Source organism: Mycobacterium sp. TY814, assembly GCF_030755175.1.
GTDB lineage: Bacteria > Actinomycetota > Actinomycetes > Mycobacteriales > Mycobacteriaceae > Mycobacterium.
Window position 1 is genome coordinate 1,379,831 of sequence record NZ_JAUFRY010000002.1, and the last position, 14,308, is coordinate 1,394,138.

Annotated in this window: 19 protein-coding genes and 1 pseudogene; 12 read left to right on the forward strand and 8 right to left on the reverse strand. The window is 64.9% G+C overall.

The features are described 5' to 3' along the window. The first annotated feature begins 65 nt into the window (after positions 1 to 65). The 4 genes from QXH22_RS19695 (at position 66) to QXH22_RS19710 (ending at position 2,514) form a co-directional block, all read left to right on the forward strand. Positions 66 to 950 carry a universal stress protein gene (locus QXH22_RS19695; RefSeq protein ID WP_306240169.1) on the forward strand — a complete coding sequence of 295 codons (885 nt, stop codon included), beginning with the start codon at positions 66 to 68 and terminating at the stop codon, positions 948 to 950. Between the two features lie 79 nt (positions 951 to 1,029). Further along, a complete protein-coding gene (gene fdxA / locus QXH22_RS19700; protein WP_306276714.1) occupies positions 1,030 to 1,374 on the forward strand; it encodes a ferredoxin in 345 nt (114 codons plus the stop codon). A 16-nt stretch (positions 1,375 to 1,390) separates the two neighbouring features. Further along, positions 1,391 to 2,287: a universal stress protein gene (locus QXH22_RS19705; RefSeq protein WP_306276715.1), complete on the forward strand. Its 897-nt coding sequence runs from the start codon at positions 1,391 to 1,393 to the stop codon at positions 2,285 to 2,287. A 38-nt stretch (positions 2,288 to 2,325) separates the two neighbouring features. Then, a complete protein-coding gene (locus QXH22_RS19710; RefSeq protein WP_306240173.1) occupies positions 2,326 to 2,514 on the forward strand; it encodes a hypothetical protein in 189 nt (62 codons plus the stop codon). A gap of 188 nt (positions 2,515 to 2,702) precedes the next feature. On the opposite strand, the gene QXH22_RS19715 is transcribed toward QXH22_RS19710, so the two are convergent. After that, positions 2,703 to 3,122: an Hsp20/alpha crystallin family protein gene (locus QXH22_RS19715; protein WP_306276935.1), complete on the reverse strand. Its 420-nt coding sequence runs from the start codon at positions 3,120 to 3,122 to the stop codon at positions 2,703 to 2,705. Between the two features lie 140 nt (positions 3,123 to 3,262). On the opposite strand from QXH22_RS19715, the gene QXH22_RS19720 reads away from it, so the two are divergent. After that, a complete protein-coding gene (locus QXH22_RS19720) occupies positions 3,263 to 3,652 on the forward strand; it encodes a helix-turn-helix transcriptional regulator (protein ID WP_306276716.1) in 390 nt (129 codons plus the stop codon). 48 nt (positions 3,653 to 3,700) lie between these two features. Here QXH22_RS19720 and QXH22_RS19725 read toward each other — a convergent pair. Then, positions 3,701 to 3,805 (reverse strand): annotated as a pseudogene (locus QXH22_RS19725) (amino acid decarboxylase); the annotation flags it as partial. 50 nt (positions 3,806 to 3,855) lie between these two features. Between QXH22_RS19725 and QXH22_RS19730 the strand changes: the two are divergent. The 6 genes from QXH22_RS19730 to QXH22_RS19755 are packed head-to-tail and all read left to right on the forward strand — an operon-like array spanning position 3,856 to position 7,217. Further along, positions 3,856 to 4,476: a flavodoxin family protein gene (locus tag QXH22_RS19730; RefSeq protein ID WP_306276717.1), complete on the forward strand. Its 621-nt coding sequence runs from the start codon at positions 3,856 to 3,858 to the stop codon at positions 4,474 to 4,476. 32 nt (positions 4,477 to 4,508) lie between these two features. After that, positions 4,509 to 5,069 (forward strand): DUF1360 domain-containing protein, encoded by a 561-nt coding sequence (locus tag QXH22_RS19735; protein ID WP_306276718.1) that lies wholly within the window; start codon positions 4,509 to 4,511, stop codon positions 5,067 to 5,069. 9 nt (positions 5,070 to 5,078) lie between these two features. After that, on the forward strand, positions 5,079 to 5,492 hold the full coding sequence (locus QXH22_RS19740; RefSeq protein WP_306240179.1) for a ChaB family protein: 414 nt from the start codon (positions 5,079 to 5,081) through the stop codon (positions 5,490 to 5,492). Further along, positions 5,476 to 6,147, forward strand: coding sequence for a UdgX family uracil-DNA binding protein (locus QXH22_RS19745; RefSeq protein WP_306276719.1), 672 nt, complete (start codon positions 5,476 to 5,478; stop codon positions 6,145 to 6,147). The genes QXH22_RS19740 and QXH22_RS19745 overlap by 17 nt, the downstream gene beginning before the upstream one ends. 9 nt (positions 6,148 to 6,156) lie before the next feature. Next, a complete protein-coding gene (locus QXH22_RS19750) occupies positions 6,157 to 6,528 on the forward strand; it encodes a hypothetical protein (RefSeq protein WP_306240181.1) in 372 nt (123 codons plus the stop codon). Beyond that, positions 6,525 to 7,217 (forward strand): HAD family hydrolase, encoded by a 693-nt coding sequence (locus QXH22_RS19755; RefSeq protein ID WP_371934284.1) that lies wholly within the window; start codon positions 6,525 to 6,527, stop codon positions 7,215 to 7,217. The genes QXH22_RS19750 and QXH22_RS19755 overlap by 4 nt, the downstream gene beginning before the upstream one ends. Before the next feature lie 94 nt (positions 7,218 to 7,311). On the opposite strand, the gene QXH22_RS19760 is transcribed toward QXH22_RS19755, so the two are convergent. From QXH22_RS19760 to QXH22_RS19775, 4 genes are all read right to left on the reverse strand, one after another. Continuing rightward, positions 7,312 to 7,545, reverse strand: a complete 234-nt coding sequence (locus QXH22_RS19760) for a CsbD family protein (RefSeq protein ID WP_306240183.1) — start codon at positions 7,543 to 7,545, stop codon at positions 7,312 to 7,314. Positions 7,546 to 7,780: 235 nt separating this feature from the next. Further along, positions 7,781 to 9,316, reverse strand: coding sequence for a bifunctional 3-(3-hydroxy-phenyl)propionate/3-hydroxycinnamic acid hydroxylase (locus tag QXH22_RS19765; RefSeq protein WP_306276721.1), 1,536 nt, complete (start codon positions 9,314 to 9,316; stop codon positions 7,781 to 7,783). After that, on the reverse strand, positions 9,313 to 10,251 hold the full coding sequence (locus QXH22_RS19770; RefSeq protein WP_306276722.1) for a fumarylacetoacetate hydrolase family protein: 939 nt from the start codon (positions 10,249 to 10,251) through the stop codon (positions 9,313 to 9,315). The genes QXH22_RS19765 and QXH22_RS19770 overlap by 4 nt, the downstream gene beginning before the upstream one ends. Beyond that, on the reverse strand, positions 10,248 to 11,387 hold the full coding sequence (locus QXH22_RS19775; protein WP_306240186.1) for a VOC family protein: 1,140 nt from the start codon (positions 11,385 to 11,387) through the stop codon (positions 10,248 to 10,250). Before QXH22_RS19775 ends, QXH22_RS19770 begins: the two co-directional genes overlap by 4 nt. A gap of 104 nt (positions 11,388 to 11,491) precedes the next feature. On the opposite strand from QXH22_RS19775, the gene QXH22_RS19780 reads away from it, so the two are divergent. Further along, complete coding sequence (locus tag QXH22_RS19780) at positions 11,492 to 12,124, forward strand: TetR/AcrR family transcriptional regulator (protein WP_306244156.1); 633 nt, start codon at positions 11,492 to 11,494, stop codon at positions 12,122 to 12,124. Here QXH22_RS19780 and QXH22_RS19785 read toward each other — a convergent pair. Further along, a complete protein-coding gene (locus QXH22_RS19785; protein WP_306240187.1) occupies positions 12,121 to 12,912 on the reverse strand; it encodes a universal stress protein in 792 nt (263 codons plus the stop codon). The genes QXH22_RS19780 and QXH22_RS19785 overlap by 4 nt on opposite strands. A 66-nt stretch (positions 12,913 to 12,978) precedes the next feature. Next, complete coding sequence (locus QXH22_RS19790) at positions 12,979 to 14,280, reverse strand: acyltransferase (protein WP_306276723.1); 1,302 nt, start codon at positions 14,278 to 14,280, stop codon at positions 12,979 to 12,981. Positions 14,281 to 14,308: the final 28 nt, after the last annotated feature.

A 14,308-nucleotide genomic window follows, 5' to 3' on the forward strand; every position in this document is an offset into this window, starting at 1 on the left:
TTAGACCTCTACACCGACGACGCAACGCCTCGTAGGATGAGGGCTGCAACGGCAAGGAGCATGGAATGTCAGCGGAAACAACGAAATACGGAATCCTGGTGGCTGTCGACGGGTCGGAGGAATCTGACGCGGCCATAAACTGGGCGACCCGCGAGGCGGCGCTGCACGGGGTGCCGGTCACCCTGTTTCACGCAGTCGCTCCGATCGTCGTCGGTTGGCCGGTCGGGCAGCTGTATAAGGAGATGCCCGACTGGCAGAGTGACATCGCGGACAGTGTCGTTGCGCACGCCCGGGAGACGGCCCGGACAGCGTCGGAGGGCCTCGACGGTGCGCCTGTCGTCCAAGCCGAAATCGTCTATGCCAATGCGGTATCTGCACTCATTGAAGCTTCCAGGCAGGCCCAGATGGTGGTCGTCGGAAGCCAGGGGATCGGTGCGTTGGGTCGCCTGTTGTTGGGTTCGGTCAGTTCGGCGCTCGTCCAGCACGCCCATTGCCCGGTGGCAGTCATCCGCTCCGGCGAGGACGCCGTCCCGGAACCGCAGGGCGCGGTGGTCGTCGGTATCGACGGTTCACCGGCATCAGAAGCCGCGACGGCCCTGGCCTTCGACGAGGCATCCCGGCGCGGTGTTGACTTGATTGCCTTGCACGCATGGAGTGACGTCGGCGTGTTCCCCGTACTCGGGATGGATTGGCAGGACCGGGAAAATCAGGGACAAGAGGTGCTCGCTGAACGCCTCGCCGGTTGGCAGGAGCAATACCCGGACGTCCACGTGCAGCGGTCCCTGGTATGCGACACGCCGGCTAAATGGCTGCTCGACGCGTCCGAGCGGGCGCAGCTGGTGGTCGTCGGAAGCCGGGGGCGCGGCGGGTTCCCGGGAATGCTGCTTGGTTCGGTGAGCTCCGCGGTGGTCCACTCGGCCAAAGTGCCGGTGATCGTTACCCGTTCGTAGCCGAGAAGGGCCTTTGGTCCCTGCCGCAAGTGGCTTTCGACCGACGCCTTTGGCGGCGAACGCTTTATAGCGTGGAGGCATGACCTATGTGATCGGCAAGGAATGCTTGGACGTGGCTGAAAAGTCCTGCGTGCAGGAATGCCCCGTTGACTGCATATATGAAGGCGCCCGAACGATGTACATCAACCCCGAAGAGTGCGTTGACTGTGGCGCATGCAAACCGGCCTGCCGCGTCGACGCCATTCACTGGGAAGGCGACCTCCCGGACGACGAGCTGCAGTTCCTCGACGACAACGCCGCGTTCTTCCAGCAGATTCTGCCGGGCCGGGACGCCCCCCTGGGAACGCCGGGCGGCGCCAGTGCCCTCGGACGAATCGGCGTCGACACACCGATGATCGCAGCAATGCCGGCCAACTGCTCCTAACCGGAGGTACAACGAAATGACCGCAGCAGCAACAGGAGCCGACAAGCGCCTGGGCATCCTCGTCGGCGTGGACGGCTCGCCGGCCTCCAACGCTGCCGTCGTGTGGGCGGCTCGCGACGCCGAAATGAAGCACCTCCCGTTGACGGTCGCCCACGTCGTCAACACCGACGTAGCGACATGGCCGCCGATGCCGTACCCCGAGACATGGGCGGTATGGCAGGAAGACGAGGGGCGCAAGGTCGTCGCCGAGGCCGTCAAAATCGCCGAAGAGGCGGCGCTGACCGACCGCAAACTGACGATCAATACCGAGCTGGTGCACGCCACCCCGGTGTCCGCGATGACCGAAATGTCAAAGGACGCCGCCATTCTGGTACTCGGATCCGCCGGCAGGGGAGCGGTGGCTCGGTTGCTGCTCGGTTCTGTGAGTGCCAGCTTGGTGCGGCACGCGCACTGCCCGGTCGCGATCATCCACGACGAAGATCCGCTGATGCCGCACCCGCTCCGTGCTCCCGTCCTGCTCGGCATCGACGGATCACCCGCGTCGGAGGCCGCTACCGCAGTGGCATTCGACGAGGCCTCCCGCCGAGGTGTCGAGCTGATCGCGTTGCACGCGTGGAACGACCTCGAAGTTGTAGAGCTCCCCGGATTGGACTGGGACAAGGTGAAGGCGGAAGCCGAAATCACCCTCGCCGAGCGCCTGGCGGGTTGGCAGGAAACCTATCCCGACGTCAAGGTATGCCGGGTGGTCGTATGTGATCGCCCAGCGCGACAGCTCGTCGCACGCTCTGAGTCGGCGCAGCTGGTCGTGGTGGGTAGCCACGGCCGGGGTGCGGTATCCGGCATGCTCCTGGGCTCGGTCAGCAACGCAATCGTGCACTCTGCCCGGATGCCGGTGATCGTCGCGCGGGCTTAGCGCGGTTGAAAAGCGGGCGCTGGGGAAACCCAAGGCGTATGGCTGAATACAGAGTGATCGACCCACGCGGCGAAGTCGTTGACACGAAAGAGATTGAAAGCGCCGAGGACGCGCACGCATGGTTCGTCGACTCTCGCGCCGACAATTCCGAATTGGGTTGGCGCATGGAGGTGAACGCCGATGGCGAGTGGGCGTTCTTCGACGACACCGAAGGTACGTCGAGCTGAAGAAGCCAGGGTCCGGTCACCCGGGTATGCGCCGTCAGGAGTAATTGATCGGATTCCGGCCACGCCGGGACAACGCGCTGCACGCAGCGGAAATCTTTCGCGATCTGCTCTCGTCAGGCAACGCGGTGACGGGCGGGCGGCCGGGCATTAGGTGAACTCCGCCGCGGCCGCCGCCCATTCACCGCCGATCAGACGTTGATGGCTTCGCGGTTCTCGCTACGGCCGACGGAGATCTTGCGGGGCTTGGCCTTCTCGGCCACCGGTACCCGCAACCTCAGCACCCCCTCGTCGTACGAGGCGGCGATCCGATCGGTGTCGAGATTCTCCCCGAGGACCAATTGGCGGCTGAACACTCCGCGAGGCCTTTCCGAGGCCAGCATCTCGCGGTTGGGGTCGACCCCCGGTCGTTCGGCACGCACTGTGACCACATTGCGTTCGATGTCGATGTCCAGCGAATCGGCTTCGATACCGGGCAGGTCGAATTCGACGACAAACTCTTCCCCTTCGCGCCAGGCGTCCATCGGCATGACCGCTGGACGTGCGGCTGTCCCGAGCACTTGCTGGGCGAATCGGTCCAGTTCACGGAACGGGTCGGTACGCATCAGCATGGCAGTCACGTCTGTACTCCAATCTCCTGTTCTGAGCGTGGTTTTCTATGTCTCATGACATAGATTTCTTATAACACTATCGACAGCTGAGCGCAAGTATGGTAGATAGGTTTTCTAGTAAGAGCTGAGGAGATGCCCCGATGACTGATCGTTCAGCCGACGTGGGCACGCCGGCGTCCGATCACGGCGTGTACGGGATCTCGGTTGCCGCTGAACTCTCCGGCGTCGCCGTGCAGTCACTCCGGCTTTACGAACGCTACGGACTGATAACTCCGGCCCGCAGCAATGGCGGAACGCGCCGCTACAGCGCCGACGACCTGGCCCGATTGCGACGCATCAGCGAATTGGTCGACGCCGGTGTCAATCTCGCCGGTATCGCCCGCATCCTCAGCCTCGAGGACGACAATGCTGAACTGTCAGCCGCCAACAGCGACCTTCGATCTGCCAACAGGACGTTGCGCGGTGCCGTGAAAAGTGCTGCTGTGGAGGAGAATTCGAAGACGCGGAAGTCTCCGCCCCGCAAAGGCTAGGCGACCACGCGAAACTGCTGGGCCGTCGGATCTGCGGGGTCGGGGAGCGTCATGCCCGCCTGCGCTCCGGTGGCCTGGCGGTGTGAAACCGTAACGGTCGCGGCGGTGATAGTCGCGCAGTGCGTCCAGCAACGGGGCCTCTGACTGGTTCATCGGGGCGGCATACCCGGTTTATCGGTCCATATGCCGGGTATGGATTTGCCATGAGTGATCAGCCCTTGCGTGCCGTCGGCCTGGTGTGCAGTCTCAAGCCCAGTCCGGCCGCCTCGAGCAGCCAGCTGATCGCCGAACATGTTGTCGGCGAATTGAAAAAGTCCGATGTCGGATGCGAACTGATTCGGTGTGTCGACTACAACATCGCGCCGGGTGTCGAGGACGACATGGGCGCGGGAGACCAGTGGCCGGATATCCGGCGCAAGGTACTCGACGCGGACATCCTGCTCGTCAGCACGCCGATCTGGCTGGGACATGCGTCCAGCGTTACCCAGCGCGTGCTGGAACGCTTGGATGCCGAACTGTCCAACACCGACGACAACGGCACACCGGCGATGGTCGGAAAGGTCGCCATCGTCGGCGTGGTGGGCAACGAGGACGGGGCGCACAAAGTGGTGGCCGATCTGTTCCAGGCGCTCAACGACATCGGATTCAGCATTCCGGCGCAGGGCTGCACCTATTGGAATGGTCCCGCCATGGAGGCAACCGACTACAACGACCTCGACGAAGTGCCCGACCAAATCGCCTCGGCAACAGCCGCCGCGGCTCGAAACGCGGCACATCTGGCCCGCACACTGCAGGCGCAGCGCTACCCGCCCTATGAGCAGTAGCGCGCGCCGCCCGAACGCCCGCAAGGAGTTTCATGACCGAACTAGCCACTGAGCAGAACGGCGCCGGTGTGGCAGATCGCGCTCGGCAGGAGGCCGAAGAGTACCGCGGCGACAATTCCCGCCCGCTCGCCGGCTATCTGGCCGTGTTGTCGATCTACAGCACGCTGGTAGCCGCGACGACGCTGGTGGCTGTGGTCACCGGCCGCCGGCTGCCTGCGCGTTGGAACGTGCAGGATCTGATCACCGTCACGCTCGGCACCCACAAGCTGTCTCGAACCCTGACCAAGGACGCTGTGACAAGCCCGTTGCGTGCGCCCTTCACGCGCTACGCGGGTACCGGCGGACCGGCTGAGGTGCACGAGGAGACGCGCAACGAAAGCCAGTTCCGGCACAGCATGGGTGAATTGATGACCTGCCCCTTCTGTCTCGATATGTGGGTGGCAACCGCGTTCGTGATCGGCCTGGTGTTTGCACCCCGGTTCACCCGCATGGTCGCCGGCACGTTCACCGCGCTGACCGGGGCAGACTTTCTCCAGCTCGGTTATGCGATAGCGCAGCAATGGGCCGAGAATCCTAGAATTTCTGAATCCTGAGGTGATGTCGTGCCGAAGACCAGCAAGAGCGGTGCCGCGAAGAAGGACGAATTGCCCAGCACGCTAAGGCGGTCGAGTGCAAAAGCGCAGCGAACGTTCGCCAAGGCGCACGATGCGGCTGCCGAGCAGTACGACAGCGAGGAGCGCGCTCACCGAGTGGCCTATGCCGCCGTCAAGCACAGTTTCGAGAAAGTCGGCGACCATTGGGAAGCCAAGGACGAGAAGGGCCCGTCTGATGAGCACGCCGAACGTGGCGGCCTGAACAACCCGTTGCCGACGCAGGAAGGTGTGGATGCCAACGCCAGCAAGAAGCACCTGCTGGACATTGCGCGCCGGCTGCAGGTTCGTGGCCGCTCGACGATGACGAAATCCGAATTGGTGGAAGCGATCAAGAAATACAATCGCCGTGCGCAAAGGAGCTGAGCAACCCGGTGCGCAGCAGTTCCTACCCGCTGATCGGCGGCTGAGCTCGCTGCGACGCGCGGCGATTGACTGCCGCGGCTGCGCCCTGTTCGAAGACGCTACGCAGGCCGTCTTCGGCCACGGCAAACCCGATGCGCCGCTGATGCTCGTCGGCGAACAGCCTGGCGATTATGAGGACCAGCAAGGACTTCCCTTCGTCGGACCGGCGGGCCGATTGCTGGCGCAGGCGCTTCAGGACGCCGAGATCGACCCCGCGCTCACGTACCAGACCAACGCCGTCAAGCATTTCAAGTTCAAACGAGTGGGTCAGCGCCGTATTCATGAGAAGCCGGGCCGCATCGAAGTCGTCGCCTGCCGGCCATGGCTGATCGCCGAAATCGAGTCGGTGAAACCGCAGGTTGTGGTGTGCCTTGGTGCGACAGCAGCGCAGTCGTTGCTCGGCAATACATTTCGCGTTACCGCCCATCGCGGAGAATGGCTTCGACCACTACTCGACGTCGAGCCTGAACCAATGCTGACGGCGACGATCCATCCATCGGCGTTGCTACGTGATCGCAGCGAACGGCGCCGAGACAATTACGCGTCCTTCGTCGAAGACCTGCGCACCGCAAGCACCCGGCTGGCGGCTATGTTTCGGGACAATCAGCCTGGGTAGTCGAAATCGATGAGTGTGCGCAGCGAGGAAACCACGCGGGTAGACCCAGCGACACCGGAGCCGACGGCCGCTCACGGGCGTGGCCGCCGCGGCGTGCTGAATTGGATACTGGCGGCGCTGACCGTGCCGGCTGCGGCGTTGATCATGATCTTCGCGGTCGGCGCGGCCATGAGTATGGCCGCGTGCAGCACCGCCCAATGTCCCGACCTGGGGCCGGGCGGCGTCCTTTACGGTGTGCTCTTCTACGGTGCCCCGGTGATCGCCGGCCTGACGATCATCGCCTCGTTCTTCACCGCACTGCGGCGCAGAGGCTGGATTGTTCCGGTGGTCGCGCTGGGCCTGTTGGCCGCCGACTTCGCTGCTATCGCGATTCTGTTCTGACGTTGGCCGCCAATCGACGCGATGCCGCGGTGTTGTTCGACATCGACGGCACCCTGGTTGACTCCAACTATCTGCACATCGACGCCTGGCAGCGGGCGTTCGGTGAAGTCGGCATCGATGTGGAGACCTGGCGTATCCACCGGTCCATCGGCATGGACGGTTCGACGCTGGTGAAGTCGCTGTCCGACAATGCGCCGGAGGACGTTCAGAAGCAGTTGAAGGAGTTGCATTCTCGGTACTACCGGGAAGTGGCGTCGCTGCTACATCCGCTGCCAGGAGCCCGCGCGTTGCTGCGCCGGGTGGCGGATCTGGGGTTGAAAGTCGTTCTGGCGACCTCGGCTCCGGACGACGAACTGAAACTGCTGCGCAAGGTCCTGGACTGTGACGAGCTGGTCGCCGCGGTCACCTCCTCGGCAGACGTGGACACCGCTAAGCCCAAGCCCGACATCATCGAAGTCGCGCTGGACCGAGCCGGGGTCACCGCCGAGCGTGCCGTCTTCGTCGGCGATGCGATCTGGGACGCCGAAGCATGCGCGCGCGCGAAACTGTCCTGTATCGGTGTGCTCAGCGGTGGGGTGTCGGCCTCGGAGTTGCAGGACGCCGGTGCCGCACAGGTTTTCGAGAATGCCGAGAAGTTGCTGGCCAACATCGAGCAGACCAGGATCGCCGCGCTGGCGGCGCAGGAATAACACGCGCTTTCGGCAAGCTTTCCGCGCGGAAACAGTCCGTAGACAAGCGAATGGGCCCAGCCCGTTACCGGCCTGGGCCCATTCTCGCGTCAAGCTACTGGTTGGCCTTCTGGCGCTCCTCGGCGGCCTCGGCTCCACCGCGAGCCGCTTCCGCTTCGGCTTCCTTCTTGGCCGCGTCACGCTGAGCGTCGGCCTTGTCCTGCTGGGCCTGGCCCTCACGCTTCACGTCGTCACGGCCCGTCACTGCGCCGATGACTTCCTTCGCCTTGCCCTTAACGCCCTCGACGACGCCTTCGACGCCCTCTTGCGGGCCACTCTTGTCCGACATGGATTCCTCCTGCATTACTTGCTCACTTGCATGGCGACTGCGCGCCGCGCTCGGCTGCGCTCAGCCAACAGAGGTCAGGACCAACATCCGCGTCATTCCTGGGATCCCCCCGCAGCCACAGTGTTTCCGGGGCACCGCAGCCTCAAACCTGTGGGCTGGCTCACCTTGTACGCCGAACTTCGTTTAATGTCTTGGGATTTCGTTAGCGCCCCGCGGCGCGAGGAGGGTGCGCCGGCTACGGACACCTTTCCGGTGTGGGCAGTGCCACCGCCGCCCCCGCGACTAGCGTCGCGTCGCGACCGGCGCGCATCACCGTCCGGTCGGGTCTGATAAGTGCGGCCGAAGCCCGCCCGTGGCGCAGCCACGAATCCAGGGGCCCGCCCGGCTCCGCCGCGATGATCGGAACGCTTCTCTCGCGCAACAACGTCTCGGTAGCCGCCTCGACTGGGATCCGGCTGATCAGAGCGAAGCCGGTGCCGGCGATGTCGTCGAGACGTTTGCCGTTTTCCAGCAACGGATTGGGGCACAATTTCCCGGCGAGTTCCCACGGCCGGCGGGATTTCTGAACCAGGGCAGAACTGCGCAGTGCGGGCGTAGCCGAATCCACGATTCTCTTGCGCAACCCCGGAATGATGCCGGCTCGGGGCAGAATGGCGCGCCGGGTCAGATCTCCGAGCCGGCCACCGCCGGTCATCGACCAGCCGACGGTGAGCGCCAAACGAATCAGGGCGCGGCAGTGGGGTTTACGCTCCTGTTGATAGGTGTCCAGAATCTGAGCCGGCAGCGTCCCATTGCACACCGCGGCGATCTTCCAGCTGAGGTTCATTGCGTCGCGTAGACCGGCGCCCATGCCCTGCCCGATGAACGGGGGAGTGAGGTGCGCGGCGTCACCGAGGATGAAGACGTTGTCACGACGCCATCGATCCGCGATCTGGGCACGAAAGGTGTACTCGGCGACCCGCAACAGAGTGAGTTCTTCGTCGGGTAGATGCCGGGTCCACGGATCGATCAGCGGCCGGAGTCTGCTCAAGGTGTTGAAGTCTCCGGCGTTCTCGCCGGCCAGCAGGCGAAACTCCCAGCGGTAGCGGGATTCTCCGATGCGCATGTAGGTTCCGGCGCGGGCCGGGTCGCAGATCTGGTAGACGCCGTCCCACTGCCTGAGGTCTGCCTCGGTAGCGACGTCGACGACCAGCCACCGTTGCTCGAACTTCAAATCCCGCATGGTCGAACCGATCTCAGTGCGCACTCGACTGTTGGCGCCGTCGCAGCCCAACAGGTAGTCGGCATCGACCTGATGAACCGTTCCGTCGGTCCGGTCGGTGAAGGTGACGCGCGCACCATCGCCGCGAATGGCGATCGCGGTGACGTCCGAATTGCCGCGCAATTCGGCAGCCGGATAGTGCTCGAGGTTGGTCCGCAACAGGGCCTCGAGTTCCGGTTGGTCGAACATGTTGGCCTGGGGGTGGCCGTGCACGCTTTGCGCGGGGTCGCGATGGAATTCGGCCAGCACGGCGAAGCGGTTGTCCAGCAGTCGCAGTCCCAGCGTGGGCCGGGATATCGCCGCGAATTCCTCGGCAATGCCTAGACGCGCGATCACCCGGTAGATTTCGTCGTCGAGATGCACCGCGCGGGGCTGCGGGTACACCCCCGGCCAGCGTTCGAGGATCAGACTGGGAACTCCGTACTGCGCCAGCAGCGTGGCGGCGGTGATGCCGGTTGGCCCGGCGCCCACGATGACGACGGGGACGCGCCGAATTGCCCGGGTGCTCATGCGTATCTGACGGGATTGCGCTGAGTTCCGAGGTCGATGGCACCGTCGTCGGTGGCTACCGACGCTTCGACGATGTCACCGTGCTGCAAGTACTTGGGGTTGCCCGCTTGCCGCTTGAAGAACGCCTTCCACTTGACGGCCGGCGGTAGCAGGTTCCCGATGATCTCCACCGGCTTGGACGGGGCGCTCAGCGCGGTGCCGACCGGCGTACCGGTGAGTATCAGGTCGCCCGGCGCCAACTCCTGAAACTGGGTGAGCGACTGCAGCGCCTGCAGGGGCCGGTAGAGCATGTCGCCCTCCACGAGGGCGTTCTGGCGCTCCTGACCATTGACCCGCAGCCGCAGCCGCAGATCACCGAAGCGCTTGAGTTCATCGGCGCTCAGCAACACCAGCCGCGGGCCGACCGGCGTGAACGTCGGATACGACTTGGCTTCGTAGAACTGGGTCTGCGGAAGCTGAATGTCGCGGGCAGACACATCATTCGTGACGACCAGCCCGGCGATGAAGTCGGCCAGATTACTGTCGGAAATGCTGGTGCCGACGGCGATCGGGCGTCCGATCACCAGCCCGATCTCCACCTCGTAGTCGAGCAACTGAACGTGCGCGGGCTTGACGATGTCGGCGAAGGGTGCGCAGATCGAGGCAGATGCCTTGCGGAAGAAGGTCAGCGGAATCGACGTCGGGTCCATGCCCGCGTCCTTGACGTGCGACTCGAAGTTCGTCATTTGGGCGACCACCCGGCACGGCCTGGTCACCGGCGACACCAGGTCCAGGGTCTCGACCGGGACGGTGTCGGTAGCCGTCACGGCAGCCTCGATCGCCGCCCGATCGGACAGCAGCTGTGCGGTGCTGGTTGCGGTGGTGTCGATCCTGGCAGCGCCGGTAGGGGTCTCCACCCACCAGCCGTCGTTGGTGTGCAGTACGGAAATGGTCATGCGCCAGCCACTTTCAGTAGACCAATCATGCGGTTGAAGTCGAACTCATTGCGTTGCCGGAGCGCGCCGATCATCGAAACCACCTCGTGGCGGGCCGATTTGGGGTCGGTACCGAGGAAGTCCCGGGTCGCCGGGGGGCCCCACTGAGCGAGGCCCGAAGCGGTCAGCGGTGCCCAGCCGGGCTCCAGTGTGTTGTCGAACATGTCGCCGTCGGTGAAGTGTTCGACCAGGAAACCGTCCGGATCGCGCCAATAGTCGAAGATCTGACTGCCCTGGATATGCCGGCCGATTCCCCACGAACGCACATAGCCACGCTCCCTGAGGTACTCGCCACCGGCGGCGAGCGAATCGAGATCACTGACCTGGTAAGCCGAATGCAGGTAGCGGTTGGCCGGGCCCAGCGCCAACGCCAACGTGTGGTGATCGGCCGGCGTCGCCCCCCGGTCGCACCGGATGAAGCTCATAGTCGGCCCGCGCTCGCGCTGACCCGGGAAATACTGGAAGTCGCTGACGATCATCCCGAGGTTGTCCAGGTACCAGTTCAGCGATTGCAGATACTTCGTCGATTGCAGCACCAGATGACCCAGCCGCTGTACCCGTGCCGGTACTCGGGGCGGACGCTGAGTGGCGTTGATACGCAGCGTTTCCCGTCCGAAATTGAAGACCGGTGGCTGCTGGCTGGGCAGTTCCGGCAGTTCGTGCATGCCGGCGACCACCCGCACCGGAATGCCGGTGGGGTCGAGCAGGTCGACCGACATTCCTCCGAGGGCTTCCGGCAACGAGTGGGCGGTGAGACCGGATTTGTCGGCCAGTCGCAACACATCCACCTCGTCATGAGCGCGAAATGCCACCCCGGTGAATCGTGAGCGTTGGCCACGACGCACGATCACGCAGGGCGCACCGGAGTTGGTGCCCCGTAAGGCAATCTCGTTGGGCCCGCGATGCGCCGTCTGAAAGCCGAAGGCCCGCGCGAACGCCTCACAACGGGCGAGGTCGGGCTTTTCGAACTCCAACCAAGCGAGGTCGGCAACTTTGATCACCGGATTCCGGGATCGGCCGGGATGTTCGGCGGGTCGGGCACCCTGCTCGCTGTGCAAGCCGCGGTGCGGTTCGGTCGGGGATTCGAGCACTTCCATCACCGTCTCTCATTAGTAACTGACGAAATCGTCACATACTCGCGGAGGCCGAGTCAAGGTTTCTGACGAATTCCTCAAATCTGAGGCATACTGCTGGAGTGACGATGTCAGCTGACAGCGTGAGCCGCCTGGAGCGACGCAAACAACGCACCCGTTCGGCGCTGGTCAAGGCAGCTCAGCGACTCATCGCCGAAGGCAAGGTCAACGTGCCTGTCCTGGAGATCACTCAGGCCGCAGACGTCGGGATGGGATCCTTCTACAACCACTTCGACAGCAAGGAGCAGCTGTTCGAGGCCGCGGTCGCCGATGTGCTCGACGCCCACGGGGCGCTGCTGGACCGCTTGACCGAGGCCATCGAGGATCCGGCGGAGACGTTCGCGACCAGCTTCCGCCTGACCGGCCGGATGTTTCGCCAGCGGCCGCAGGAAAGCGAGATCCTGCTGGCCAACGGCCCGGCGCTGCTGTGGTCGGACCGCGGTCTTGCGCCTCGGGCGCTGCGGGACATCAAGGCGGCCGCGGCTGCCGGCCGGTTCAAGACCGACGATCCGGAGTTCTCGCTGGCCATGGCCGGTGGCGCGCTGTTGGGTCTGGGAGCACTGCTGCGCAACGACCCGGAGCGGGACGGGGCGCAGGCCGCCGACGCCGCAACCGAGAGCGTGCTGCGCCTGTTCGGACTGTCTGCCGAGGAGGCGCACGCCATATGTCAACGGCCGTTGCCGGACTTCGCCGCAGATTAGGAACCCGCTCTGGCCGGCGACGCCCTCGCCACGATGATCGGCACATGGGTCACCGTGCCGGCAACTCCCGGGCCGAACAACATCGCCGCGAATCCGCCGTTGCCCTGAGTGTCCACCACCACAAGCTGAGCTTTCTCGGCGTGATCCACGAGTTGCTGCACCGGGTCGGTGAGTGCGGCCACCTGGTGGACCGTGACGTCCGGGTAGCGATCGGTCCAGCCGGCAAGCGCGGGGCTGGTCTCGTCGAGGCCGTTGCAGGCCTCGCAAGTATGGAGGGCCACCAGTCCCACGCCGCGTGCTGAGGCTTCCTCGAACGCGATCTCCATGAGCGACCCGGCCTCTGACGAGGCGTCGATGCCCACCAGCACCGGAGCCGCGAGGGTTTCCGGGCTGAGCTGGACGTCATCGTGGATGACGACGACCGGGCAGTGGGCGTGATGGATCAGGGTCGAACTGACCGAACAGAACTGACATTCCCCAGGTGCGCCACCTCCGGGGCAGCCGACCACCACCAGTTCGGCGTGCTCCGACAGGTCGGCCAACGCAAAAACGGGAGTAGCACAGGGCATTTCGCATCGCACCCGAACCCGGGCAGATACCGTCCGCAGGGCCTGGTCGAGCACCTGTAGTCCGCGCTCACGCTGGCTGCGCGTCCGGGCGGCGTGGGCGAGGGTAAGCGGCACGTCGCGCAGAGCCGCGTCGTAGGCGGCCCACTGGACGGCAATCGCGGAGCCGGGCGAACCGTCGACGCCCACGACGATGCCGAGATGCGTACCGCGGGTCGCCATGCCACCGCTCCTTCCGCTTCGCCTCGGAGGTTAAGTAGCCGAGGACGCCCGCGGATGGGCCATAGGTCACCGATCTGATGGTCTTCTGGCCCTAACGGTGATGAGTACCGCCCCGGTACCGAAAATCAGCGCACGAGCCCAGGGGAATCGACCGTCGGGTGCGAAGCCGTCGGCCGCGAAACACGCCAGGGCGTAGGTCGTCATTCCGGCTCCGGCCAGCAGCGCCGGTGTGGTCCAGCGTTCGGGCACCGGCGTGGTCAGCATCGGTAGCGGCGCGGCGAAAAATCTTCGGCCCCAGTACAACAGCGCTATCTCAGCGGCGGTGACAACGATGAGGATGCCGGTCCACTCCAGCCGGAACAGCCACCAGGCCGCGGTCCCCTCCGGCGGCTGCGGAAACAACCCGGCCGGGTAGCCGACGACGGCGACCAGTACGACCGGCACCATGTGCCACAGGTACAGCGCCATCACGTTGTCGTTGGCGATCGACACCACCCGTTGCAGCCCGGGCGGACGCAACGCCCGATTCAGGGCCGGAACCAGCGCGGTGGCAATGCCGATCTGGGCGCAGCCGAAGACCAGCAAAGCCACAGTGGGTGGCGTCGTGTTCTGCACCTGCTGGCCCGGCACGCCGATCATGCTGACCGGGTAGTGCCCCCATGCGACCAACAGTGCCAGCACCGTGACCGACCCCGCAGCCAGCACGACCGGCCGAAGTCCGGACAGCTGCCCGGCATGCCAGGCGATTCCGAGTTGGTAGAACGCACCCCAGCACAACAGGTAGTTCAGCAGGCCGACGTGGGGCACGTGGTACGCCACTGCGGCGACGTCGACGACAACTGCCCCGAGGGCCAGTGCCACCACCGCCCATAGCCCCCAACGGCGTTGTGCAGCAAGCGCAATGGGCGTCGACGACACCACCACCACATAGACCGCCAGGAACCACAATTGCATTGCCACGGCCCAGCCCGCGTACCGCACCACCGAGCCGGGCATGCCCGTAAGCTGCAGCGCGGCCACCAAAGCCAGAATCACCCCGACGTAGACCGCCGTCGGTCCCAGGACCCGCGCCAACCGGTGCCGCAGCCAGTTCTGCCGTGAGAAGCCTTCGTCGTCGCCCCGGTGCGCCCAGGACACCGCGGTCGCGTACCCGGCCACCATGAAGAAGGTGGGGACCGCCTGGAAACCCCACGTCAACCATTGCGTCCACGGCTGATCGACGAGCGGATTCTGGCGGCCGAAGCGGCCGTCGTGATAGGTCACCGACGACGCCAGCCAGTGCCCCAGCACGATCAGGACCACCCCTGATGCCCGCAGGAAATCCACCGCGACATTGCGCGCCGGTCGTGCGGACTCCCGATCATTCATCAGCGCGAGGGTACCCGGCACAATGACT